The sequence below is a fragment of the Guyparkeria hydrothermalis genome (assembly GCF_023555385.1).
Taxonomy (GTDB): Bacteria; Pseudomonadota; Gammaproteobacteria; order Halothiobacillales; family Halothiobacillaceae; genus Guyparkeria; species Guyparkeria hydrothermalis_A.
Map to the genome: position 1 here is coordinate 679,209 of NZ_JAJSED010000001.1, position 23,307 is coordinate 702,515.

The window sequence follows — 23,307 nt, forward strand, 5'->3', positions numbered from 1 at the left end:
AAACATCCGGCCGATTCCGTTCATGCAACCGATTCACAGAGGAGCCAATGCATGTACAACAAGATAATGGTGCCGGTGGACCTCGCCCATCTTGAGGCGCTGGAAAAACCGTTGACCGTCGCCGCCGACATGGCGAAGCACTACCACGCCGCACTCTGCTACGTCGGCGTGACCACGTCGCAGCCGAGCTCGGTGGCACGGACCCCGGAAGAGTACGAGCAGAAGCTCAAGGCGTTCGCCCACGAACACGCGCCCGACAACGGCCTGGAGCCGAGCGCGCGCGTCTACAACAGTCACGATCCGGTCACGGATCTGGACGACATCCTCCTCAAGGCAATCGGGGAAGTCGAAGCGGATCTCGTGGTGATGGGCACTCATCTGCCGCATCACATCGACGCGATCATGCCTGCCAACGGCAGCAAGGTCGCAGCGCACACCAACGTATCGGTATTCCTGGTCCGTCCGTAAGTCCAGACCGATACGACCCGTTTCCGCTAACCAGAACCAACGAACGGAGAGAATCTCGTGGACAACAAACCCGAAAATTCCCCGGACAAACACCAGCAGGCCGAAGATGTCGGCGTACCGGCGCCGGAAGGGGCCGCGAACCTGATCAACACCGACTACAAGATCGGTCAGGACAACTACCAGGCCGCCCCGATGGGCGTGAACATCGACATCCACGGTGCGGTGTTCGCCTTTTCCTCGCTGGTGATCCTTGCCTTCGTGATCCTGTCGCTCGCCCTGCCGGACCAGTCGACCGCCTGGTTCGGCGCCGCGAAGGACTGGATCAACAACAACATGACCTGGTTCATCCTGGGGGCAGCCAACATCTTCGTGCTGCTGTGCCTGGTACTGATCGTCACGCCCTTGGGCAAAGTGCGCATCGGCGGGGCCAACGCCAAGCCCGACTTCAGCTACCTGGGCTGGTTCTCGATGCTGTTTGCCGCGGGCATGGGCATCGGCCTGATGTTCTACGGCGTTTCCGAGCCGATGTCGCACTACGGCACCTCCCTGGGTGGCATCAGCGTCGGTGAAGACGGCGCACGGACCGACTGGGCGCCGCTGGGTGCTGCCGCCGGTGACGAGGGTGCAGCCATGAGTCTCGGCATGGCGGCCACGATCTTCCACTGGGGCCTGCACCCGTGGGCGATCTACGCCATCGTCGCGCTGTCGCTGGCGATCTTTGCCTACAACAAGGGCCTGCCGCTGACCGTCCGCTCCATGTTCTACCCGATCCTGGGTGAGCGGATCTGGGGCTGGCCGGGCCACATCGTCGACATCCTCGCGGTATTCGCGACCCTGTTCGGCCTGGCGACATCGCTTGGCATCGGCGCCCAGCAGGCATCGGCGGGTCTGAGTTACCTGTTCGACATCCCCGGTGGCAACACCACGCTAGTACTGCTGATCACCGGCATCACGGCTGTTGCCATCGTCTCGATCGTGGCCGGTGTCGACAAGGGCGTTAAGCGCCTGTCGGAGATCAACATGGTGCTGGCGTTCCTGCTGCTGATGTTCGTGATCTTCGTCGGCCCGACGCTGCTGATCGCGACCGGCTTCTTCAAGAACCTGGGTTCGTACTTCGCCGAACTGCCGTTCCTCTCCAACCCGTTCGGGCGCGAGGACGCGAACTTCAGCCAGGGCTGGACCACCTTCTACTGGGCCTGGTGGATCAGCTGGTCGCCGTTTGTCGGCATGTTCATCGCACGGGTCTCCCGTGGCCGCTCGGTACGCGAATTCCTCACCGCCGTGCTGCTGGTGCCGTCGACTATTTCGGTGCTCTGGATGACCGCCTTCGGCACCACCGCGATCAAGCAGACGCAAGCCGGCTTCGAGGGCATTCAGAACGCCGACCTGCCGGTCAAGCTGTTCGAGATGCTCAGCCAGCTGCCCCTGGCCGAGATCACCTCGTTCGTCGGCATCGTGCTGGTCATCGTGTTCTTCGTGACCTCCTCGGACTCCGGTTCGCTGGTCATCGATACGATCACCGCCGGCGGCAAGATCGACGCACCCAAGCCGCAGCGTGTCTTCTGGGGCGTGATCGAGGGCGCCATTGCGATCGCCCTCCTGGTCGGCGGCGGGCTCGCCGCCCTCCAGTCGGCCGCGGTGGCGGCAGGCTTGCCGTTCACCTTCGTCCTGCTGGTGGGCTGCTACGCCATCGTCAAGGGACTGTGGAGCGAGCCTCGAGCCAAGTAAGCGGCTCATACCCTGCCGACACGAGCGGCAGGCGGAACCTAAAAAGCCCCGCCTTTCGGCGGGGCTTTTTTATGGCGGGTGGATCAACTCCAGAGATCACCCAGCGGCGTCTCTGGCGAATGGTGTTTCGCCACCTGGGCCTGGAGGAGTTCGGCTGTCGCAAGGGCGTCGAGTTTGGCGTGGTGGGCCGAATAGCTCGGCAAGCCGTAGCGTGCCCGACTATCGCCAAGCCGAATCGAGGTCTGCGGCACACCGAGGAGTGTCTGTACGCGTCGCCACCAGCCCTGACGGACTTGCCGGGCCTCGAGGTTCATGGTGTCGATCAGGGGGAACAGGCAGCGCTCGCCGCGCCGGTCCAGCACGGCCGCGTCAAGAAACGGGCGCTCGATGCCCTGATAGTGAACCACGACGACCTTCCCGGCGAGCAACGACAAGAGGCGATCCAGGATGGTATCCAGTTCCGGGGCCGTTGAAACTTCCGCATGGGTGATGCGGTGGAAACGGATCGACGCCTCATCCAGCGGCCGTGGCGGACGAACCACCCAGTAGTGCCCTTGGGCTGGACGGATCCGTTGCAGCGTGAACGGCACGAGCCCCACCGAAACGATGGCGTGCTGGTGGACGTCCATCCCCGTGGTTTCGAAATCCAGCGCCACCATCTCGACCTCGCCGATCGGCGTGTCGGGATCCGGCATGCCGGCTTCATAGAACGCACGCAGGGCCGGATCCTGTGAGCGGCTCGCACGATCCGCGAAATAGCGCGGCCACGTAGCGGCCTCGTCGGCTTTGGCTCTCCTTCGTCCCATCAGCGATTCGGCATCGGATAACGAAAGCGAAGGAATTTCTGCGCGTTGCTCAGTACCTGGAAGGCATCCTTGAGGTTATGGCGCTCTTCGTCGGATACGTTTTCCGGCTCGATGTTGTTGTCGGGCGCGTGATGGTGCTTGAGGTCGTGTGCCTGGTGCCGGATGCGCACCATCGACAGGAATTCCAGCGCATAGCGCAGCCGATCCGCCTGACCGGCCGGCAACGTGTCCGCCCGGGTGATGTCATCCAGGCGATCGAACGAGTTCTGCGACCGTGATCCCACGGACAGGGCATGCACACGGATTACGTCGATCAACGGCGCCGTGCCACGGCGTTTGATGTTTATGGAATTGTTGTGTCGGCCATCCTGCTCCATGACGAAGGTGCGGAAGAACCCGAGTGGGGGTGTCCGATTGAGCGCGTTGCGCGCCATCGACGCCAGGAACAGCGGACTTTGGCTGGCCCGTTCCGCAATCCGGTCCTGCAGCTGCTCAACGAACCGTTCCTCCCCGTAGACCGGCTCGAGGTCGAAAAAGATCGAGCTGTGCAAAAGGCGCTCGGGATCCGGCTGATTGATCCATTCTTCGAAATACCGGCGCCAGACGGACAGTGGCTGCCGCCACTTGTCGTTGGTCGCCATGATGCCACCCTCGCAGTACGGGTACCCGCAGGCATTCAGTCCGTCACTGACGCGCTTGGCCAGGGCTGCGAACCAGGCATCATGCTGTTCCGGGACGAACGAGTCGTCCAAAATCAGGGCATTGTCCTGATCGGTCGAGATGGACTGATCGTTCCGCGCCATCGATCCGTTGACCATAAAGCAGTACGGCACCGGCGGCGGGCCCAATTCGTCCTCGGCCAGTTCGATCAGTCGGCGGATCAGGCTGCGCCCGATGCTCGACATGGCTTCGCCGATCATCTGTGCGGTCGCCCCTTCGTCGACCAACCGGATGAAGGCCGCTCGCACATCCGGCATCAGGCGCACAAGGCCCTTCACGCTGCTCTGATTGAAGATATTGCTGACGAGGTAAAGGCTGCTGTGCGTCTCGTAGCGGACGATGTCCGAGAGATGCACCACCCCGACAGGCCGGCGGCGGTGCAACACCGGCAGGTGGTGCACGTTGTTGCGCAGCATTGCCAGCATGGCCTCGTAGACCGATTCCTCCGACTGGATCGTGATCAGATGCTCGTGCTTGATATCCGCCAGTCGGGTGTCGGCAGAACCGCCGGCGGCGAGAACGCGTACTCGGAAATCGTGGTCGGTCAGTATGCCGGTTACACGCCAGTAATCGCCCTGCTCGCCGGTGAACGCCCGATCGTCGTTCTGGTCCGTTCGTGCGGCCAACAGGATCGAGGAGACATAGTTCTCGGTCATCATCCGAGCGGCATCCCGAACGGAGGCCGTCTCCTCGATCGTCACGGGAGAACGGCTCAACAGCCGACGCACCCGGGTGACCATCAAGTCGTTCTCGCGCTCGTTCTGTTCGACCGCCGCCTTCAGGCGGGGCCCAGAGAGCTCGACGAAATCGGCGAAATGATCGTCCTCGTTGCTGAGGCGATCGAACACGGCGGCGGGGATCAGATAGAGAAGCGTGTCCTCGATAGCCTTGGCGGGGAATCGCACCTGTCGCTTATGCAGCAACCCGGTCTGACCGAAAATATCGCCTTCACTCAGCCGGTTGTAGAGTTCGCCATTGTGGCGGTAGACCTCGACGGCACCGCTGCGAACGTAACGCAAGGTGTCGATGGGTTCACCATATTCCTGAATCATCGTGCCATCGCGGTAGTAGGCCACCTCGACCGACTCGGCGATCCGGTCCAGCCACTCCGACTCCAGCCGGTCGAAAGGCGGGTAGCGCTTCAGGTGTTCCCGAATTTCCTGGACTTCGGCTTCCATGATTCCCTCGCTCGTGGCTCCGGCGTTCGGATCATTGTTTCTGCCCTACAGTGTGGCAGTTGCGCCCTGTTTTTCGAGAAAAACGGGCACAAAAAAAGGCGGGCCGAAGCCCGCCTTGCACGATCCTCGATTCAGCGTCGCTTAGAAGTAGTAACCGACGTTGATGTTGAAGATCGTGTTGCTCTCACCGTCGCTGGTCATCCCGTTCGCGACAAACGGCTGGTTCTTGCCGTTGATGATGTCGAAGTAGGTATACAGACCACCAGCCGATACTGCCATGCCGGTCACGTTCATGTACGTGTCCTCATAGTCGGCATTCTTGTCGTAGATCAGGCTGTAGTCGTTATAGAACGTCAGCGACGAAACCGGGCCCCACTCGACCGGCAGTGTGTAGGCTACGTTCGCGGTCAGTGCCTTGGCAGACATCGGGCCGGTATACGCACCTGCATAATAGCCATAGGTCATGTATTGAGCCGCCGGGTCATCGACGTCGTATTCCCAGTCGGTGTACTGGAGTTGGACGTTCCAGCGATCGTAATCGGCAATCAGGTGCGCTGCGGCCGCATAGTAGTCGCCGTCACCTTGAGATGCATCTCCTTCAAGTTGACCGTACTTCACGGACGCGCCCGGCTTGAGCGTCAGCTTGTCACTGACCTTGTAGTCGTATTCCGCACGAGCCGCCAAAGTGTTAATGGCTTGGGTAGTGCGAGCACGGCCCGCGCTGGTTTCTGCATCCGTGTCACCCGTGAACCCGGAATAGCCACCGTTGTATCCGATCACGTTGGCATCATAGGTATCGGTGTCACCCGAGCCGTCGAATTCCGGACCCCACGTGCGCTCGTCGTTCTTCATGAACGCCAGGTCGAAACGCCAGTCGCCCGGGGTGTAGGTCGTGCCAATACCGAAGTCGTAGTTGTCTTCGAGGCCGACGTAGTACAGCGACGAGAAGTAGAAGTTGTGCGAGTTGTACGGCAGGACACCGAAGGGAGTCTGGAAGACACCCGCTTTCGCCATCAGCTCATCGGTAAACTCGTAGCCCACCCAAGCGTGGTGAATGGTGGTGAAATACTCGTACCAACGCCACTCCGCGGAGAGAATCACGTCGTTGATTTCGCCATCGAAGTTCAGGCGGAACGTATCGAACTTCAGGTCGCCACCGCGATCTTTGGCAGCCTGGTCGTTATCTGCGACCGTGTAGTTAAACCGCACGGCACCACCGACATTGATGTCCGGCCCCGATTCTTCTTCGGCTGCGGCGACTTTTTCCGCTTGTTCTTCCTGTTTCTGCTCGATTTTGTCGTTGCGCGCACGCTCCTGCTCAAGCTCGGACTGCAGGTTTTCGACTCGCTGCTTGAGCGCCTCGAGTTCCTGCATGATCTGCTCAGCGCTCGCGTTATGCTCAGCCGCCGTGACGGTCATCGGAGACGTACCGAGAGCTACGCCGATGGAGAGTGCCAACAAGTGCTTCTTCATCATCGATCCCTCATTTTGTCATTGCTTTTCTACGGCTCTTTTCACTCAAAAGTGCCGTTGCGGACCACGCTAACATGCGGTTCAACCCCCCCTTTTCAGGGAACGAGAGCTGGCACAGTTAACGATCGTCCCTCCCTCAGGACCCCGACTCGCACCCAACGTCGCGGTCCACTGGCTCGGTAATCCATACAAAATCGTAGGCTGGCGCCGCCTGTGCAGGCGTCTCCACCGAATCGATCGGCAACATGCCAATTGCAACCACGCCCTGCCGGTTTCCCGCCGACCGTTGCAGCCAGAAACCGGCACCGCGGTCCAGGCGAGCGTGCTGGTTGCCCATCACTCCCACAACGAGGTGCTCGGGATAATCCCTGTGCGCCTTCAGTAGCGCATCCGCCATCAACATATCCCGCGCAACCTGCGCCCGCGCCAGGCCACGTGCCGATTCGGCATCGATACGCCCGCAATGCGCTTGCTGGAGGTCCTCGACGAGATTGGCCTGATGTATCTCGGGTAACGCCAACCCCGGCCCAAATCGCTCGATCGCCTCGACCTCCTGCGTCTGCAGTTGATCCTGCCAGGCCTCTTCACCCGCCATCGCCACAGCAAGTGCCTTTCGCCGAGGCAGGTTCAAGGGCCAGAGCGGCCATTGCCGCGCTGTCGCCTGTTCGAACAGTCCGCCGTAGTGCTTCCAGCCCCATCCTTCGAAGTCGAACCCGCCCTGCTTCGCCCGTTGCTTCGGTCCAATCGCATCGAGATCCACATTCATCACGTCGGGCGAGCCCGGCACCCCCAAATCCAGTTGCTCCAGTGCGAGGACAATCGGGCGATCCAACGCGCGCAACATCGTTAGTTGTTGGCGATGCACAGCAGCCGAATCGTGGACTTCACCCAGCAGAACCACGTCAGCGGCCTGAATCCGATCGAGAACCGTGGCTTCGTGAACCGCATCACCATTGCGGTCCAACCACGTGCCTACCTCGACCGCCGGGGTGCCCGTCGCCGCACACCCTCCCAACAGCGTTGCGAGAACAAATCCGGCCAGCCAATGCGTCAGGCCGCGCAGGAATCCGGATCGGTCTTGACGGGCGATTGCCGTCATACGCCGGTCATGCACCTGCTTCATCCTCGATTCGGCCCCGTTTGGTTGGAATGGATCACGCACGCGGCTTATCGAGACACGCGCAACTGGGCAGAGCTTAGACAACCTCAGCGTGATTGCCGGCAAACCGGACCTCTCGCGGCCCGCGCGCAGCTCAAATCACGTGGTGTCAGCCAGACTGGGACGGAAAAGGCGTTGTCCACACCTCTCCGAAATTTGGATCGTGGATGGGTGAAACGTTGCCAGAAACGCGCTTGGAGAGCATGAGTCGTTTTACTGGCCCATCCAGGAGTCGCGCGGGTGCACAAAAACCACAGTGGAGAGCCCGGCGCGTAATTGTTTGCTTGCGTTCCGGTGCAGATGGGTTACTGTCGGCCTCGTGAGAGTCGCGGCAAGGCCCTTAGGGAAGTCCGATTGTCATCCGTCCGAGGTGTGTGCGTGCTGAGCGCTCCGGTCGGTCCTCAGATTCAGCACGATTTTGAGAGTTTGTTTTCGAGATGATCAATATTTACGTGGGCAACCTGCCCTACTCCCAGGATGACCAGGGCCTTCAGGCCGCCTTCGAGGCCTTCGGCGAAGTCAAGTCCGCCAAGGTCATCAAGGACATGGCCACCGGTCGTTCCAAGGGCTTCGGTTTTGTCGAGATGACGGACAAAGATGCCGGCATGCAGGCAATCGAAGCACTGAACGACTCGGACATGGACGGTCGCAACCTGCGTGTCAACGAGGCACGTCCGCGCGAGCGCAACAACGATCGCGGCGGTTTCCGCCCGCGTTTCTAAGAGACGCGCTCCGCGAAAGCGTACGAAAAGCCGGCCCTCGGGCCGGCTTTTCTGTTTCTGCGGGCCGAGTCATGCTGGGCCCGGAGACGACTCGGCGCCGCCTCGGGGCAGTACGGCGTAGCGCAACAGATCGAACCGCCCTGCCTCGATCAGCTCGGACTCCTCAACCCCAGGGACCTCGAACGCCAGCGAATACAACCCTCCTTCTCGGGGAAGCTCACGCTGGCACTTTCGCCACAGGCGAAGCATCGGCTGAGGCGAAAGGAAGGCAAACACCATGTCGTGATCGCGCCAGGACACAGACCAGAAATCGGCAAAACGGATCGAGCAGTTGTCCAATCGCCGACACCGCCACCGGGCAAACAGATAGAGCAACGGGGCCGTTTCGAAGCCGGTGAAGTGCGTATCCGGATGCCGACTCGCCAAGGCAGCCATGATGTGACCGTCGCCGCAACCCAGATCAACGAATGAATGCACGTCACGCATCGCAATCTCGTCACCCAATGCTTCGATGACCGGACGGCCGGACCGGTATAGCGGGACCTGGTGACGGATGGCGTTGAACTGCACCAGGAACAGCAGCCCGGCGGCGGCGAGGAACCAGCCCGGATGTATCTCCAGTCCGCCCCAGATGACCAGCGGAGCGATCAGGAACACCCCGCGCCACCAGGCCGGCAGCAAGGCCCAGCCCATCAGCATGCCGAGCACACCCGCCCCGATGGCAATCAGCCACGTCGGTACGCCGTCACCGCTCCACTCGACGTACAGCCGGGCGAGAAACAGACTGGCCGCAATGGCCAGCCCCAGTACGGCAAATCCGCTGATCAGGCTCAGGTAGCGACGCATCGTCGTCCCCTGATCACTCCGATGGGCCGTCGGTATTTCCGTCCGGCGCGACCGTGCCCTTGGCCGGAGAATCCCCTGGAGCGTCCCCGGTGATCGCTCTGCCGGCATCCAGCAACTGCCGTGCATCGACCCCCTTTGCGTTGGTCGGCTGCAGGATGCGGCGCGTGGCCGACTCCTTCATGACGGTCATCGAGATGCGGCGGTTCTGCGGATCGAGCGGATCATCATCGACGAACGGCAACGCGGCGGCCATGCCGATCACGCGCAGCACCTTCTCGTCACTGTAACCGTATTGGGCCAGCGTCCTGCGTGCCGAGTTGGCGCGTTCCGACGACAGCTCCCAGTTGCTGCGCCCGGGCCGGCCGAATGGTCGTGCGTCGGTGTGGCCGACAATCGACAAGCGGTTCGGCATCTCGTTGAGTACCGGCGCAAGGGAGTGCAGGATTTCGTCGGCATAATCCTGCAACTCGTCCGAGCCCAGCTCGAACATGGGGCGGTTTTCCTTGTCGATGATCTGGATACGCAGGCCGTCGCGAGTGATATCGAGCTTGATCTGGTCCTTGAACGCCTTGAGTGCGGGGTCTACCTCGATCAGGGACTCGACGCGTTCCTTGAGCTTCTGGATCTGCTCGCGCTCGAGTTCCTCGACCCGCTGGCGGATCTCTTCCTCGGTCATGTCCTGCGTGTCGCGTTTCTCGGGCGTGGGCTTCTCGCCGTCGTGTACCTGCCCTTCCTGACGCGTGAGGTCATCCCCACCCGCGTCGATCAGGCTCTCGCTCATGCCGGCATTCTTGCCGCCCTCCAACGTAACCTTGGTGGGATTGGCGAAATATTCGGAGATACCTTTAAGCTCTTCCTCGCCCATGGAGCCCAGCAGCCACATGAGGAGAAAGAAGGCCATCATGGCGGTCACGAAATCGGCGTAGGCGATCTTCCACGCCCCTCCGTGGTGACCGCCATGGCCCTTCTTGACCTTCTTGATGACGATCTGCTGGTTCTGATCCGGCTGCTCGGCCACGTCGCACCTACTCCGTTATCAACGGGTCACTTGCTCTGCTTGAGGTAATCCTCAAGCTCCGCGAATCCCGGACGATCCGAGGCGTACAGCACCTTTCGACCGAACTCCACCGCCACCTGAGGTGGGTAGCCGTTCATGAAGGCAATCAAAGCGGCCTTGATGCTCTGCTGGTACTTGGTCGAGTCGTTGATCTTGTGTTCGAGGTTGTTCGCCACCGGATTGATGAACGCGTAGGCCGCCAGGATACCGAGGAAGGTCCCCACCAGCGCCGCCGCGATCAGCTTGCCGAGTTCCGACGGCGGCAGGTGGACCGATTCGAGGGTGTGCACCACGCCCAGGACCGCGGCGACGATACCGAATGCCGGCAGCGCCTCGCCCATCTTGGCGATGGACGACCGGGGAAGATCGGCTTCCTCGTGGTGCGTGTCGATGTCCAGGTCCATCAAGTTGTCGATCTGGTGGACGTCGAGCGTGCTCGAGACCATCAACCGCAAGTAATCGGTGATGAACTCCACCGTGTGGTGATCCTTCATCACCGTCGGTGCACTCTGGAACAGCTCGCTGTTGTCGGGGTCGTCGATATCCTCCTCGATCGCCATCAGACCTTCCTTGCGGGCACGCGTGAAGATCGCGTACAGAAGACCCAGCGTCTCCATGTTCAGCTTCTTGCCGTAGCGGGACCCTTTGAACGCCGTACCGAATCCACCCAGTGTCGCCTTGAGAGTCTTGGGGGAATTGCCCGCCACCAGTGCCGCCCCGGCGGCACCGAAAATGATCAGGTACTCGATCGGCTGGAACAGGATGATCAGGTGACCACCGGCCAGCGTAAAGCCGCCGATGACGCTCGCCAGCACCACCAGCCAGCCAATTGCAACCATCATCGCGTGTCAGTCTCCAAACAGAACGTAATTTTATTTCAGAGCTTTGCCGGCGATTTCCGCCAAATCGGTCGAACATTCCGGACGATCGATCATTCGCTCCAGCTCCGCCCGCATCCGGTCGGCACGCGCGCCATCGTAGCGACGCCAGCGGCTGAACACGGTCGCCAGGCGAGCCGCGATCTGCGGGTTGAAACCGTCGATCTCGATTATCTTGTCGGCAACCCAGCGATATCCTGAACCCGACGTGGCGTGAAATGCCACCGGATTGGCCCGGGAAAAGGTCCCGACCAGCGCGCGCACGCGGTTCGGGTTGCGGAGCGAAAACGCTGGATGGGCCTCCAGTTTCTCCAGCGTCGACCGATCGTCCGGGGCAACGACACGCGCACGCAGCGCCAACCATTTGTCCATGACCAGCGGATCGTCCGCCCACTCCTCGGCGAAGGCCTCGAGCGCCTCGTCCCGCTCGTCACTCTGGCGAACGGACAGCGCCGTCAGTGCGCTGAACCGCTCGGACATGTTGTCCGTCTCGGCCATCTGTTCGGTTGCCAGGCGGCGCCATGCCGGGTGATCGAGCGCGTTGAGATACATCAGCGCCTGCGCGCGCAGCGCACGGCGGCCCACATCCTTGCCGTCGAAGCGGTATTCGCCCTCGACAGCCGCCTTCTCGTGGACCAGAACCAGCGTCTGCGACCACTCGTTCGCCAGTTGTTCGCGCAACTCGACCCGAGCGCGATGAATCGCATCCACGGGCACGTCCTGGGCGAACTGCTCGGCAATGTAGTTTTCCGACGGCAGTGCGATGCACTCGGCTACGAAGCGGGGATCGGCACCACCCTTGGTGCTGACGCCCGAATGCAGCAACTGGCCGAATGCTCGGCTCAGCCCATCCGGCAGCGAGCTTTCGGGCCACTCCCGGCATTCCTGAGCGGTGCGGACACGCGCCACCAGGGTTTTCAGCACCAGGCGCTGGTAGGCATCCCAGCGATTGAATTCGTCGGTGTCCGAGGCCGCAAGCAGCGCCAGGTCCTCATCGGTAAAGGCGTGCTCGACCTTGATCGGCGCGGTGAAACCACGATTGAGCGACAGCACGGGCAACTGGCCGGCCGATGTCAGTCGAAAACGGCGCGTTTCGTTCGTCCGGCTCAACACCAGCGTGCACTCGCTTCCATCGTCTCCGTCCGGCGCGCCCAGCGGCACCGGCTTTCCGTCGGTGTCGAAGGCCGCCATGCGCAGGGGTATCAGGAACGGGTCGCTATCCGACTGCCCGGCGACCGACGGCACTTCCTGCTCGAACTCGACCACCAGTTCATTGCCCTCGAGTCGCTTGCGAACGTGCAGGGCCGGGGTGCCCGCCCGGTCATACCAGCGCCGGAACTGGGCCGTATCGAAGTCGGCCTGCTCGGCCATGGTGTCGATGAAGTCCTCGATGGTGACCGCCTGACCGTCGAAACGCTCGAAATAGCGGTCGGTGCCGCGCCGGAATGCTTCCCAGCCCAACAGGTTTCGCCACATCCTCACCACCTCGGCGCCCTTGTTGTAGACCGTGGCGGTGTAGAAGTTGTTGATCTGTTCGTATTCCTTCGGCTGAACCGGATGGGCCTGCGGACCGGCATCCTCGGCGAACTGCACCTGACGCAGCAGATTCACCTCCTCGATCCGCTTGACCGACCAGGAGCCCACGTCGGCGGAGAATTCCTGATCACGGAAGACGGTGAAGCCTTCCTTGAGCGACAGCTGGAACCAGTCGCGGCAGGTGACACGGTTGCCCGACCAGTTGTGGAAATACTCGTGCGCGACCACCGACTCGATGCCTTCGTAGTCCTGGTCGGTGGCGGTTTCCGAACGGGCGAGGATGAACTTGGAGTTGAAGATGTTCAGCCCCTTGTTCTCCATTGCCCCCATGTTGAAGTCGTCGACGGCGACGATGTTGAACACGTCGAGATCGTATTCCCGGCCGTAGGTCTCCTCGTCCCAGGCCATCGACTTGATCAGCGAACGCATGGCGTGATCGCAGCGGTCGATGTTGTGCGGCTCGACATAGATGCCCAGGTCGATCGTTCGCCCGGAGCAGGTGGTGAACTGGTCGTGGATCGACTTCAGGTCCCCGGCCACCAGGGCGAACAGGTAGGACGGTTTCGGGAACGGGTCCTCCCAGACCGCCATGTGCCGGCCGTCGTCGAGGTCACGCTGCTCGATCGGGTTGCCGTTGCTCAGCAGCACCGGGCAGCTCGCCTTGTCGGCGACCAACGTGACGCGATAGCGACTCAGGACATCGGGGCGATCCGGAAAGTACGTGATCCGGCGGAATCCTTCCGGCTCGCACTGGGTGCAGAAATTGCCCGAGGACTGGTACAGGCCGTCCAGTGCGGTGTTCTCGACCGGATCAACGCGGCAGACCACAGTCAGAGTGAACTGCTCCGGCACGCCGGGGATGGAGAGCCCGTCGTCGCGACAGTCGTACTGATCGACGCTCAATGTCTGGCCGTCGAGCGCGACCGACTCGAGTTCCAGTTCGTCGCCATCGAGCCAGAGCGGGGCCTGGTGGTGGCCATTGCGTCTGCACGTGAGCTCGGAGACGACACGCGTGCCGCGTGGCGCGAGTTCAAAGGTCAGATCGACGTGGTCGACGAAATAGTCAGGTGGTTGGTAGTCGGCGAGGCGGATAGTCTGCGCTTGGCGTTCAGTCATGTTGGCCCTGAAAGAGTGGCTGCGGTGTGGTTCGCATGTCCGATCGTAGTGCCCCGCGACCGGTTATGGGCGCGGGATCACGGAGCGCGTTCAGCATATCAGGAAGCGCATGGATTCCGTGCCCTGGCCCGTGCGCCCACGGGAGGCAATCACCACGACCATCAGGCATAATGCGCCCCCTTTGATTACGGGATAAGGCGGCAGACACGCCTTACTCCGCGCGCCAACCAATTTCCGGGAGTTGCCGACGCTATGCTTTTTTCGCAGATTGCCGCCTTCGACCTCGCCGATTGGCCGGAAGCGTCTTTGGAGACGCTCTCCGACAAGCTGGCCGAAAAGCGTTTCGCGCCCACCTTGTCGCAGCAGGTGGAGTCGATGGGTTGGGCACCGGTGGTCGACGAGGCGCTCGCCATGGAAACCGACGGTGCGTTCGGGCTGCTGTTCCGCCGCGAGGAGCGGGCCGTCCCGCCGCGCGTGGTTCAGGATCACGCGGCCAAGAAACTCGCCGAGGAATCCGGGGAACGCGAGCCGTCCCGGGACGAATTGCGACAGGCCCGTGAAACCGCCCTGCTGGAACTGCTGCCGCAGGCGTTTCCCCGCCAGGCCGAAACGCGCGTACTGATCGACGCGCGCAACAAGCAGGTCTGGTTGGCCAATGCCGCCGAAAAGCGCAACAGCCAGATCAGCTCCCTCCTGCGCGAAACGCTGGGCCAATGGCGCATCACGCCGGCGTTCGGCTCCGAGGAACACGGCAGTCGACTGTCGCGCTGGCTGCTCGAAGGCCCGCCGGCCGGATTCGAGCTCGGCGACTCGGCCAAGCTGCTCGAGCCGCGCGATGGCGGCACCATCACCGTGACCCGTCTGGGCCTGCCGGACGAGAATGTGCTCGCCCATCTGCGAGACGGCATGACGGTCGAGCAGCTCGAACTGGTCTGGCGCGACCGGTTGCGCTTCACCATGCGTGCCGACGGCCACCTGACCAAGGTCAAGGCACTCGACACGCTGGATGACGAGTTCGACGACGACGGTCTCGATGACCCGGCCACCCGCCTCGAGGCCGAACAGCGCTTGACGCTCGATGTGCTGCGCGAACTCACTCGCGTACTGCACAAGGCACTCGAGCGCCCCGAGGCCAGCTAACACCGCCTGCGACGCGAGGCGTTGGCCATCATTTGGCACCGCGAGCGCCCGACCGCATAATCTCGACCAGAACACCGGACCGCCGCGCCCGGTCCGCGACAGCCCCACCCCGGAAACCGATTCTCGACAGGAACCCGCATGACTGATTCTGCCCAAGCCGCTTTCGCCCTGACCGCCGTGTCACCGCTCGACGGCCGTTACGCCCGCCACACCCGGGCGCTGACCGAATGTTTCAGTGAATACGCCCTGATCAAGTACCGGGTACTGGTCGAGGTGGAATGGTTCAAGGCGCTGGCCGACGAGGCGGCGATTGCCGAAGTGCCGGCCCTGAGCGACGAGGATCGCGCCTCGCTGGATGCGATCGCCGATACCTTCGACGTGAACTCGGCGATGCGCGTCAAGGAGTTCGAGGCGACCACCAACCACGACGTCAAGGCGGTCGAGTACTTCCTCAAGGAGCAGGTCGCCGACCACCCGCGCCTGGCGCAGATCAGCGAGTTCTTCCACTTCGCGTGCACCTCCGAGGACATCAACAACCTCGCCTACGGCCTGATGCTGAAGAAGGCTCGCGAGGAAGTGATCCTTCCCGAAATCGACGGCATCACGGATACCCTGCGCAAGATGGCGCACGAGTGGGCGGCCGTTTCCCTGCTGTCGCGCACCCACGGCCAGCCGGCCTCGCCGTCCACCATCGGCAAGGAAATCGCCAACGTCGTCGCTCGCCTGACCCGCCAGCGCCAGCAGATCGCCGATGTGGAGCTCATGGGCAAGATCAACGGCGCGGTGGGCAACTTCAACGCCCATCTGGCCGCCTACCCGGAAGTCGACTGGCCGACGTTCTCCAAGCGCTTCGTCGAGGGCCTGGGGCTGACCCACAACCCCTACACCATCCAGATCGAACCGCACGACTACATCGCCGAGCTGTTCGACGCCGTCGAACGTGCCAACACGGTGCTGATCGACTTCGCCCGCGACATCTGGGGCCAGATCGCGCTGGGCCACTTCAAGCAGCGCCTGGTCGAGGGCGAGGTCGGCTCGTCGACCATGCCGCACAAGGTCAACCCGATCGACTTCGAGAATGCCGAAGGCAACCTCGGCGTCGGCAATGCGGTCATGGGCCATCTGGCTCGCAAGCTGCCGATCAGCCGCTGGCAGCGCGATTTGACCGACTCGACCGTGCTGCGCACGCTGGGCGTCGGCCTGGGCCACTCACTGATCGCCTACCGGTCGCTCGCCAAGGGCCTGTCGAAGCTCGAGATCAACGCCGACCAGTTGGCGGACGAGCTGGACGGCAACTGGGAGATCCTGGGCGAAGCGGTACAGACCGTCATGCGCCGCTACGGTGTCGAGAAGCCGTACGAGAAACTCAAGGCGCTGACCCGCGGCCAGCGCGTGGACGGTCCGGCAATGCGAGCGTTCATCGAGGGTATCGGGGAGTTGCCGGAGGAAGCCCGCGAACGGCTCGCCTCAATGGCCCCTGGCGACTATATTGGCAATGCCAAGGAGATGGCCGAGCGCATCTGACCCTTCCCAGGGGCGACGCCGGCCGGCTGGTCGGGCCACGGCCCGAGCGGGCATCAAGCACGAGAAGGGGAATCCGCCATGGCCCTGCCCGAGAACTGGAGCGAGTACCTGCTTGAGCACCCTTTGCCGGTGCGGCGGGCCATTCACGAAGGTATCTCGCGCGAGTTGCGGAACGAGTCGCCGGACTTTCCCCGGCTGGTCGGTTGGCTCCGCCGTGACCCGGCTGCCTCGAGCATGGTGTTGGGCGCGGCCGCACGTGGCCAGCGTGAACGCCAGCGCAGCGCACCTCACAACCTCGAACACGCGCTGACCCTGCTGGGCAGCAACTGGGCGCGCAAGCACCTACCGGAAATGCCCACCGTCGAGGAAACACTCTCGACCCATGCTCAGCGAGCCGGTTACCTGGCTGCCTCCTCACGCGCCATGCGAGCGGCCAGATTGACCGAGACCTGGCTGATCGAACGTCGGGAAACCGGCTTCGAAATGGTCTCGACCGCCGCCCTTCTCCACAATCTGGTCGAACTTGCGCTGTGGCGCGACGAGCCATCGTTGGCCCGCCAGGCGCTGAGCGAGTCGCGCCGCCAGTTGATCGAATTCACCCGCACTCACCGGGACGACGGCGCCACGCTGGATCAGTGCTTTTCGCTGGGCCACGCCTTTCAGACGGTGCTGGCCGATTCCGGCATCGACCTGACCGAACTCGAGACAACACTCACCGAGCGGTACTACCTGCCAGTGATGCTGCTTGCCGAGGAGGCGAGTATCCCGGTGCTGGGCTCGCACCATCAGGTCATCCTGGTCCTGGCGCGCCGACTGGCGTTTGCCACGGAATTCGGCTGGCATCACCCGATTATCCGGCGGCTCACGGCCCTGATCGCCGAGCAGCTGCACCTCTCCCCGAGCGCGGCATGGCAGCTGACCGTCGCCAAGTCGATCCGCGATGCGCGCGAGTTTGACGACATTCCGATGTACCACCCGGCGCACATGCTGGTGCAGCACGATGACGACCGCGACCTGCTCTGGCCCCTGCCTGACGACTACGGACTCGATCCGGCGCAAAACGATTGCCACGCGAGCGCCCGCACCGCCACGGCTTCCTCGGGGCGGCGGCTGGGTGACATGATCCGGGCGCTTGCCGGGATTGAGGGGATGAAGGAAATCGCGCTCTATAGCAACGTCTCGCAATCCGAAGCCCAACGCCGCTTTCACTGGCAAAGTCCGGCCGAGACGGCCAGCCTGCCGGAGTTTATCGACCTCCAGGCAAGCCCCCTGCTCCCTCGCCTTCAGTCACGGCTGGAGCCTTTGAGCATCGACCACAACAACGTCGGGCGCCTGACCCCCTATCTGGATGCCTCACTGGCCGATGCCGGCCACACGAACCTGATCATCGCCCCGCTGGCCGTCGACGGGCAGCTTGTCACGACCCTCTGCTGTCGGGGCGACAGCAACCTGCCGCATGGCTCGGTACTCGAGACGATCGAGACCGTACAGGCAGACACAACCTCCGGCTGACCTCCACCCGGGGCCATCAACCGCTCGAGCCGCGCGAACGGTCCCCGCTCAGGCGATCGATGGCCCATCGGATGTGACGGTCCACCTGGTCGCCGGCCTCGCCCAATTCCTGTGTGAGTGCTGCGAGCGCCTCTCCGGCCGCATCGGCTTGTGGCGGGATATTGCCCAACGCCACCGCCAGATTGCGCCGCCAGCGTCTCCAGCCGATGCGGCGAATCGCGGACCCTTCGGTTCGTGCGAGAAACGTCGCCTCGTCCCAGCGAAACAACGTGACCAGCTCCGTGGCGTCCAGGTCATGGCGTGGCTGAAAGTCGTCATCCTGAGTGTAACGAGCGAAGCGGTTCCATGGGCACACCAGCTGACAGTCGTCACAGCCGTAAACCCGGTTTCCCATCAACGGCCGGAGCGACTCCGGAATATCCTCGTCGGCCTCGATGGTGAGATAGGAAATGCAACGACGGGCATCCACGACACCGTCGGCCACGATCGCCCCGGTGGGACAGACATCGATGCACGCCGTGCAGGTGCCGCAGTGATCGGCGACCGGCTCGTCCACCGGCAGGTCGAGATCCAGGAACAGCGCGCCGAGAAAGAACCAGGAGCCCCCACTTCGATTGAGCACGAGCGAGTGCTTGCCCTTCCACCCGAGGCCGGCTCGCTCGGCAAGCCCCGTCTCGTAAACCGGAGCCGAATCGCAGAAGGCACGGTAGGTAAAGGGCCCCACCTCGTCGCTGATGCGACGCGCCAATTGCGCCAGCCGCTTGCGCACCAGTTTGTGATAATCCCGTCCCAGGGAGTACCGGCTGACGTAAGCCAGAGCGGGATTGCCCAGCACCTGCTGCGGGCTCCGTGATTCGGGTGGGAGGTAATCACGGCTGACCATCAGCACCCGCCGAGTGCCGGGCACCAGCTCGTCGGGACGAAAGCGCAGCAGGCCGTGCCGCTCGAGAAACGACATCGACGCGCCGTGGCCGGCCGAGAGCCATTCCCGGAAGCCGCGTTCGTAGTCGGACAGGTCGATGTCAGCGACACGGGCCTCGGTAAACCCGAGCTCCTGGGCCCACCCCTGGATGCGCCGCTTGAGTTCGGACGGATCCACGCTCACGTCGCCAGCCGTTCAGCCACCAGCATGCCGCCTCGCGCCGCGACCAGGCAGAGCACGATCGTGCCGCCCACGTAGGCGAATGCCGACACCCATTGCTGGCGCTCCAGTAACGCCAACGTATCAACCGAAAAGGCGGACATCGTGGTGAATGCACCGAGAAAGCCGGTAAGAATCGCCAGGCGGTACTCCAGCGGCACCTGCCAGCGCGCAGCCAGCCAGACCCCGAGAAACCCCATCAAGGCCGATCCGAGCACGTTGACCGAAAAGGTACCCCAGGGAAAACCGCGACCGGCAACGTGCATGAACACCGACGTCACCAGATAGCGCGCCATGGCACCGAGCCCGCCCGCGAGTCCGATCAGCAGATATAGCTTCATGCCGTGGCAGTGCCTCCTCGTGCGTGGTTTCGGGCGCGGACGCGCCCGAGCAGCCGAGCCTATCACGCACCGCTGCCGTTTCGGGCGCAGACAGACCCGTTACAAGTGCCCCTTGCCTGTCCTTGCAACTCAATCCAAGTGTCCTAAGCTCCGGGTCGGGCAAAGGCAATATAAATCGAACCGCATGAAAGCCTAGCGTTCCGAGAAACCGTCTTAATCCAGACAACGTCAAGGAGATCGCATGAAGAAATTGCTACTCGCCAGCACCATTGCGGGATTGTCCCTTGGGCTGAGTGCGCCGACCATCGCCGCCGATGGCAACTATGAGGCCTATCAGGCGTCAGTCGACGAACGGGGCGACTCCGGCGTTTCCGGGACGGCGATCTTTACCCCGGGAGAGGAACAGATGACCGTCCGGATCAAAGCCGAAAATGCCGATGGCATGTCGGCCGGCATCCACCGTGGTCTGTGCCGTTACGCCGAGAACAGCGAGGGTGCTCCGGAAAACCTCGCCTTCAAGAAGGAACCGGAATTCCAGTGCACCCCGTTCCAGGATGGACAGTCAATGACAACCGTCGACATGTCGATCGGCGAGTTGATGGGGCAACCGCACTCACTCGCTATCTATGACGGCGATAAGATCGTTGCCTGTGGCGTGATCCAGTAATGCGCCACCACCTCAGACAACAGCCCCCGGCACACCGGGGGCTTTTTTTATAACTGGCTCCGACCTGCCGCTTCGTTCCCCCCTACCTTGCGTCCTTTTGACCGACGCTGTTACGCCAAGCGGCAAAAGCTATTACGCATCTCAAACGTGCCATCACGCAGAAGAAAGCCGGCGCGATTCCTTGCAACTAAAAGTCAACCTAAGTGTCTCAGCCCCCGGAGCAGGCGCGGGCGCGATACCGACTCGAGTCCGTCAAAGGCCTAGCGTTCCAAGAAACCGTCTAAACCCAGACAACGTCGAGGAGATCGCATGAAGAAACTGCTACTCGCCAGCACCATTGCGGGATTGTCCCTTGGACTGAGTGCGCCGACCATCGCGGCCGAAAACAACTACGAGGCCTATCAGGCGTCGATCGACGAACGGGGTGACTCCGGCGTTTCCGGCACTGCGGTCTTCAATCCTGGAGAAGAGCAGGTGACCGTCGTGGTGAAAGCGGAGAATGCCGACGGGATGTCAGCCGGCATCCATCAAGGTATCTGCCGTTACGCCGAGGAGGGTGAGAACGCGCCGGAGCATGTCGCGTTCAAAAAAGAACCCAAATTCGAGGGCAGCTCTTTCGAGAACGGACAGTCGAAGGCAACGGTCGACGCGACGCTCGATAACCTGATGAAGACCCCCCACTCGCTGGCCATCTACGACGGCGAGAAGATGGTTGCCTGCGGCAATATCCAGTAACCGCTACTGAGTTGCTTGGAACAAAGCCCCCGTCTCGCGGGGGCTTTTTCGTGGTCTGGTCGGTACGTAATACCCGCCCGGAATTCGCTACGTCGCGACCTTGGCCACGTTATCGCGCAGATAGTGCGGAACGGCCTTGTCGGCTGACATCCAGTCATCGGCACTCGTTCGCCGCAGCAGTTCAAGCGCCTCCTCGGCGTGTGGCAATGCATCCGGAGCGTGGAGCGCGACCGAGTCGGATTCGGCCATCTCCGGATAACGCCCGAAGCCGCTGCCCGCCACGACCAAGGGGAGCGATGCGTCTTTTCGCGGAGGGAAGGTCGGTTCGGTCACCGCCTCATCCTCCACCACGACAAGCGTTCCCCCTGCCCCAACCCGGTAGACCGCGCGATAGATTTCTCCCATGCGGGCGTCGATCGCCACCGCGATCTCCGCATCAGCCGTGCCACCCCCCTGAACGTAGCGATGCCAGGCACCGAGCGCCAGGCAGTCAAGTGACGAGACCCCCGCCAGCGGCAAATCACGCGCCATGGCGATACCCTGCGCCATGGCCGTTGCGATGCGCACGCCGGTGAACGAACCGGGGCCGCGGCCGAAACCGATCAGGTCGAGTTCGTCGAAGCCGACTCCCGTCCGCTCGAGCAGGGACTCGGCCATCGGCAGCAATAACTGGGCATGGCCGCGCGGGGCGATCTCGAAATCGGTCACGACCTGATCGCCCACCGCAACGCCGGCAGTACAGGCCTCGGTGGACGAATCCAGATAGAGAATATTCACACAGGCACCTGTCGAGGGACGGAATCGGAACGGCCCGATGAGATCGGTCAGCGCCCGGATTCTACCGGCAGTGCGCCGGGTTTCCCACCGACGTCCTGCCGCGAGCGGCCTGCCGTTCAGCCATCCTCGGCGTTCTGACCGGGCTCCCAGTGACTACGAATCTCGCTGAGCAGCCATTGCGTCGAGCCGTCGAAGGAACCGTCCGGACGATCCGTGCCGATGAACGGCTCGAGTTCGTTCGCCATCTGCTTGCCCAGCTCCACGCCCCACTGGTCGAAGGAGTCGATCTGCCAGACCGCCCCGGCGACAAACACCCGGTGCTCGTACAGAGCGAGCAGCGCCCCGACGGCTTCGGGAGTCATCTGCGGGAACAGGATGGTGTTGGACGGCTGACCACCCGGGCAGACGCGGTGCGGAGCGATGCGCTCGATGGTCTCCTCGCTGGCTCCTTCCGCACGCATCTGATCCTCGATGTCTTCCTCCGTGCGACCGAGCATCAACGCACGGCTCTGCGCCACCAGGTTGGCGAGCAACTGCCGCTGCTGACTGCCGATCGGCGAATGAGTGCGAATCGCGCTGATGAAGTCGGAAGGAATCAGACGCGTGCCCTGGTGCAGCAGCTGGTAGAAGGCGTGCTGGCCGTTGGTACCCAGCCCACCCCACAGCACCGCACTGGTATGGGAATCGACCGGCTGGCCATCGATACGGACCCGCTTGCCGTTGGATTCCATCATCACCTGCTGCAGGTGCGCGGGCAGGAACCCCAGCCGGGTGCCATAGGGGAAGATGGCCAGGGAGTCCGAACCGAGGAAATCGGCATTCCAGACGTCGATCAGGCCGAGAATCAACGGCAGGTTGTCGCGCCCGGTGTTGAGGCGGAATTCTTCGTCGAGCGCATGGGCCCCATCGAGCAGACGCTTGAAGCGATCCATGCCCAGAAACAGCGCGATCGGCAGGCCGATGGCCGACCAGAGCGAGTAACGGCCGCCCACCCAGTCCCAGATGGGAAACATGTTGGCCGGATCGATGCCGAAGTCCCGCACGCGCTGCGTGTGGGTTGATACCGCGACGAAATGCTTGGCGATCGCCGCCTCGTCCGGGGCGCTCTGAAGGAACCAGCGCCGCGCGGAGCGCGCATTGGCGAGGGTTTCCTGGGTGCCGAAACTCTTGGAAGCCACCACGAACAGGGTTGTTCTGGGATCGAGCACGTCCAGCTTCGAGGCCAGGTCGCTCGGCGCGATATTGGAGACGAAATGCACCCGGATGCCGCGATCCGCGTAGGAACCGAGTGCACGGCAAACCATACGGGTACCCAGGTCGGAACCGCCTACGCCTATATTGACCACGTCGGTGATCGGATCACCGGCATAACCACGCCATTCACCCGACTGGACCGCCTCGACGAAGGTTTCCATGTGGTCGAGTACCGCATTCACCTCGGGCATGACGTCCTCGCCATCGAGGTAGATCGGACGGTTGGAACGGTTGCGCAGTGCCACGTGCAGAACGGCACGATCCTCGCTGCCGTTGATGTGCTCGCCGTTGAACATCGCATCGCGCAATTCGAGAACCTTGCGTTCCTCGGCCAGCGCGATCAGCCCGTCGATGACGTCGTCCGTCACCCGCTGCTTCGAATAGTCGATCGACAAGCCTGCGGCATTGCCGCTCAGGCGGTTGGCGCGCTCGGGGTCGGTCTCGAACCATTCGTTCGGATGGCGGCGCATGTGTTCGGTCGCCTTGACCTCGAGCAGCTGCCATATCGGACTCATTCGGCCGACATACC

The 23,307-nt window shown here is 62.7% G+C and carries 20 protein-coding genes; 8 read left to right on the forward strand and 12 right to left on the reverse strand.

Annotation, left to right across the window (positions count from 1 at the left end; all coding sequences use genetic code 11):
* The first annotated feature begins 51 nt into the window (after positions 1 to 51).
* Positions 52 to 468, forward strand: coding sequence for a universal stress protein (locus tag LV476_RS03225; protein ID WP_250073309.1), 417 nt, complete (start codon positions 52 to 54; stop codon positions 466 to 468).
* Positions 469 to 525: 57 nt separating this feature from the next.
* Positions 526 to 2,196: a BCCT family transporter gene (locus LV476_RS03230; RefSeq protein WP_250073311.1), complete on the forward strand. Its 1,671-nt coding sequence runs from the start codon at positions 526 to 528 to the stop codon at positions 2,194 to 2,196.
* Between the two features lie 83 nt (positions 2,197 to 2,279).
* On the opposite strand, the gene LV476_RS03235 is transcribed toward LV476_RS03230, so the two are convergent.
* From LV476_RS03235 to LV476_RS03250, 4 genes are all read right to left on the reverse strand, one after another.
* Complete coding sequence (locus LV476_RS03235; protein ID WP_250073313.1) at positions 2,280 to 3,002, reverse strand: 3'-5' exonuclease; 723 nt, start codon at positions 3,000 to 3,002, stop codon at positions 2,280 to 2,282.
* On the reverse strand, positions 3,002 to 4,900 hold the full coding sequence (locus LV476_RS03240) for a DUF294 nucleotidyltransferase-like domain-containing protein (RefSeq protein ID WP_250073314.1): 1,899 nt from the start codon (positions 4,898 to 4,900) through the stop codon (positions 3,002 to 3,004). Before LV476_RS03240 ends, LV476_RS03235 begins: the two co-directional genes overlap by 1 nt.
* A gap of 141 nt (positions 4,901 to 5,041) precedes the next feature.
* Positions 5,042 to 6,376, reverse strand: coding sequence for a carbohydrate porin (locus tag LV476_RS03245; protein ID WP_250073317.1), 1,335 nt, complete (start codon positions 6,374 to 6,376; stop codon positions 5,042 to 5,044).
* A 133-nt stretch (positions 6,377 to 6,509) separates the two neighbouring features.
* Positions 6,510 to 7,496, reverse strand: coding sequence for a ChaN family lipoprotein (locus LV476_RS03250; RefSeq protein WP_250073319.1), 987 nt, complete (start codon positions 7,494 to 7,496; stop codon positions 6,510 to 6,512).
* A gap of 476 nt (positions 7,497 to 7,972) precedes the next feature.
* Between LV476_RS03250 and LV476_RS03255 the strand changes: the two genes are divergently transcribed.
* Complete coding sequence (locus tag LV476_RS03255) at positions 7,973 to 8,254, forward strand: RNA recognition motif domain-containing protein (protein ID WP_250076229.1); 282 nt, start codon at positions 7,973 to 7,975, stop codon at positions 8,252 to 8,254.
* 69 nt (positions 8,255 to 8,323) lie between these two features.
* Here the strand turns inward: LV476_RS03255 and LV476_RS03260 are convergent, their stop codons facing one another.
* From LV476_RS03260 to pepN, 4 genes are read right to left on the reverse strand one after another with little or no spacing between them, the layout of a single operon-like run.
* Positions 8,324 to 9,100 carry a class I SAM-dependent methyltransferase gene (locus LV476_RS03260; protein WP_250073321.1) on the reverse strand — a complete coding sequence of 259 codons (777 nt, stop codon included), beginning with the start codon at positions 9,098 to 9,100 and terminating at the stop codon, positions 8,324 to 8,326.
* A 13-nt stretch (positions 9,101 to 9,113) separates the two neighbouring features.
* Entirely contained in the window at positions 9,114 to 10,118 is a 1,005-nt protein-coding gene (gene motB, locus LV476_RS03265; RefSeq protein ID WP_250073323.1) for a flagellar motor protein MotB, read from the reverse strand.
* A gap of 26 nt (positions 10,119 to 10,144) precedes the next feature.
* Positions 10,145 to 10,999, reverse strand: coding sequence for a flagellar motor stator protein MotA (gene motA, locus LV476_RS03270; protein ID WP_250073325.1), 855 nt, complete (start codon positions 10,997 to 10,999; stop codon positions 10,145 to 10,147).
* 30 nt (positions 11,000 to 11,029) lie between these two features.
* Positions 11,030 to 13,687, reverse strand: coding sequence for an aminopeptidase N (gene pepN, locus LV476_RS03275; protein WP_250073327.1), 2,658 nt, complete (start codon positions 13,685 to 13,687; stop codon positions 11,030 to 11,032).
* 252 nt (positions 13,688 to 13,939) lie between these two features.
* Here pepN and rdgC point away from each other — a divergent pair, with 252 nt between their 5' ends.
* The 3 genes from rdgC to LV476_RS03290 all read left to right on the forward strand — a co-directional run bounded on the left by rdgC (position 13,940) and on the right by LV476_RS03290 (position 17,863).
* A complete protein-coding gene (gene rdgC / locus LV476_RS03280) occupies positions 13,940 to 14,827 on the forward strand; it encodes a recombination-associated protein RdgC (RefSeq protein WP_250073335.1) in 888 nt (295 codons plus the stop codon).
* Between the two features lie 138 nt (positions 14,828 to 14,965).
* A complete protein-coding gene (gene purB / locus LV476_RS03285; protein WP_250073342.1) occupies positions 14,966 to 16,351 on the forward strand; it encodes an adenylosuccinate lyase in 1,386 nt (461 codons plus the stop codon).
* A gap of 78 nt (positions 16,352 to 16,429) precedes the next feature.
* Positions 16,430 to 17,863 (forward strand): hypothetical protein, encoded by a 1,434-nt coding sequence (locus LV476_RS03290; protein WP_250073345.1) that lies wholly within the window; start codon positions 16,430 to 16,432, stop codon positions 17,861 to 17,863.
* Positions 17,864 to 17,879: 16 nt separating this feature from the next.
* Here the strand turns inward: LV476_RS03290 and queG are convergent, their stop codons facing one another.
* Both queG and crcB read right to left on the reverse strand, forming a co-directional pair.
* Entirely contained in the window at positions 17,880 to 18,962 is a 1,083-nt protein-coding gene (gene queG / locus LV476_RS03295; protein ID WP_250073347.1) for a tRNA epoxyqueuosine(34) reductase QueG, read from the reverse strand.
* A 2-nt stretch (positions 18,963 to 18,964) separates the two neighbouring features.
* Complete coding sequence (gene crcB / locus LV476_RS03300; protein WP_250073356.1) at positions 18,965 to 19,345, reverse strand: fluoride efflux transporter CrcB; 381 nt, start codon at positions 19,343 to 19,345, stop codon at positions 18,965 to 18,967.
* Positions 19,346 to 19,586: 241 nt separating this feature from the next.
* Here crcB and LV476_RS03305 point away from each other — a divergent pair, with 241 nt between their 5' ends.
* Both LV476_RS03305 and LV476_RS03310 read left to right on the forward strand, forming a co-directional pair.
* Positions 19,587 to 20,012 (forward strand): hypothetical protein, encoded by a 426-nt coding sequence (locus tag LV476_RS03305; RefSeq protein WP_250073363.1) that lies wholly within the window; start codon positions 19,587 to 19,589, stop codon positions 20,010 to 20,012.
* Positions 20,013 to 20,321: 309 nt separating this feature from the next.
* Positions 20,322 to 20,747 (forward strand): hypothetical protein, encoded by a 426-nt coding sequence (locus LV476_RS03310; RefSeq protein WP_250073366.1) that lies wholly within the window; start codon positions 20,322 to 20,324, stop codon positions 20,745 to 20,747.
* 87 nt (positions 20,748 to 20,834) lie between these two features.
* Here LV476_RS03310 and tsaB read toward each other — a convergent pair whose 3' ends face one another.
* A complete protein-coding gene (tsaB, locus tag LV476_RS03315; RefSeq protein WP_250073375.1) occupies positions 20,835 to 21,524 on the reverse strand; it encodes a tRNA (adenosine(37)-N6)-threonylcarbamoyltransferase complex dimerization subunit type 1 TsaB in 690 nt (229 codons plus the stop codon).
* A 116-nt stretch (positions 21,525 to 21,640) separates the two neighbouring features.
* Positions 21,641 to 23,293, reverse strand: a complete 1,653-nt coding sequence (gene pgi / locus LV476_RS03320) for a glucose-6-phosphate isomerase (protein WP_250073378.1) — start codon at positions 23,291 to 23,293, stop codon at positions 21,641 to 21,643.
* Positions 23,294 to 23,307: the final 14 nt, after the last annotated feature.

Coding starts and splice junctions, on each gene's coding strand:
- LV476_RS03305 (WP_250073363.1), top strand. CDS start 19,587: ATGAAGAAATTGCTACTCGCCAGCACCATTGCGGGATTGTCCCTTGGG.
- LV476_RS03245 (WP_250073317.1), bottom strand. CDS start 6,376: ATGATGAAGAAGCACTTGTTGGCACTCTCCATCGGCGTAGCTCTCGGT.
- LV476_RS03290 (WP_250073345.1), top strand. CDS start 16,430: ATGGCCCTGCCCGAGAACTGGAGCGAGTACCTGCTTGAGCACCCTTTG.
- LV476_RS03240 (WP_250073314.1), bottom strand. CDS start 4,900: ATGGAAGCCGAAGTCCAGGAAATTCGGGAACACCTGAAGCGCTACCCG.
- LV476_RS03225 (WP_250073309.1), top strand. CDS start 52: ATGTACAACAAGATAATGGTGCCGGTGGACCTCGCCCATCTTGAGGCG.
- rdgC (WP_250073335.1), top strand. CDS start 13,940: ATGCTTTTTTCGCAGATTGCCGCCTTCGACCTCGCCGATTGGCCGGAA.
- LV476_RS03260 (WP_250073321.1), bottom strand. CDS start 9,100: ATGCGTCGCTACCTGAGCCTGATCAGCGGATTTGCCGTACTGGGGCTG.
- LV476_RS03310 (WP_250073366.1), top strand. CDS start 20,322: ATGAAGAAACTGCTACTCGCCAGCACCATTGCGGGATTGTCCCTTGGA.
- motA (WP_250073325.1), bottom strand. CDS start 10,999: ATGATGGTTGCAATTGGCTGGCTGGTGGTGCTGGCGAGCGTCATCGGC.
- pepN (WP_250073327.1), bottom strand. CDS start 13,687: ATGACTGAACGCCAAGCGCAGACTATCCGCCTCGCCGACTACCAACCA.
- LV476_RS03235 (WP_250073313.1), bottom strand. CDS start 3,002: ATGGGACGAAGGAGAGCCAAAGCCGACGAGGCCGCTACGTGGCCGCGC.
- LV476_RS03250 (WP_250073319.1), bottom strand. CDS start 7,496: ATGAAGCAGGTGCATGACCGGCGTATGACGGCAATCGCCCGTCAAGAC.
- purB (WP_250073342.1), top strand. CDS start 14,966: ATGACTGATTCTGCCCAAGCCGCTTTCGCCCTGACCGCCGTGTCACCG.
- crcB (WP_250073356.1), bottom strand. CDS start 19,345: ATGAAGCTATATCTGCTGATCGGACTCGCGGGCGGGCTCGGTGCCATG.
- pgi (WP_250073378.1), bottom strand. CDS start 23,293: ATGAGTCCGATATGGCAGCTGCTCGAGGTCAAGGCGACCGAACACATG.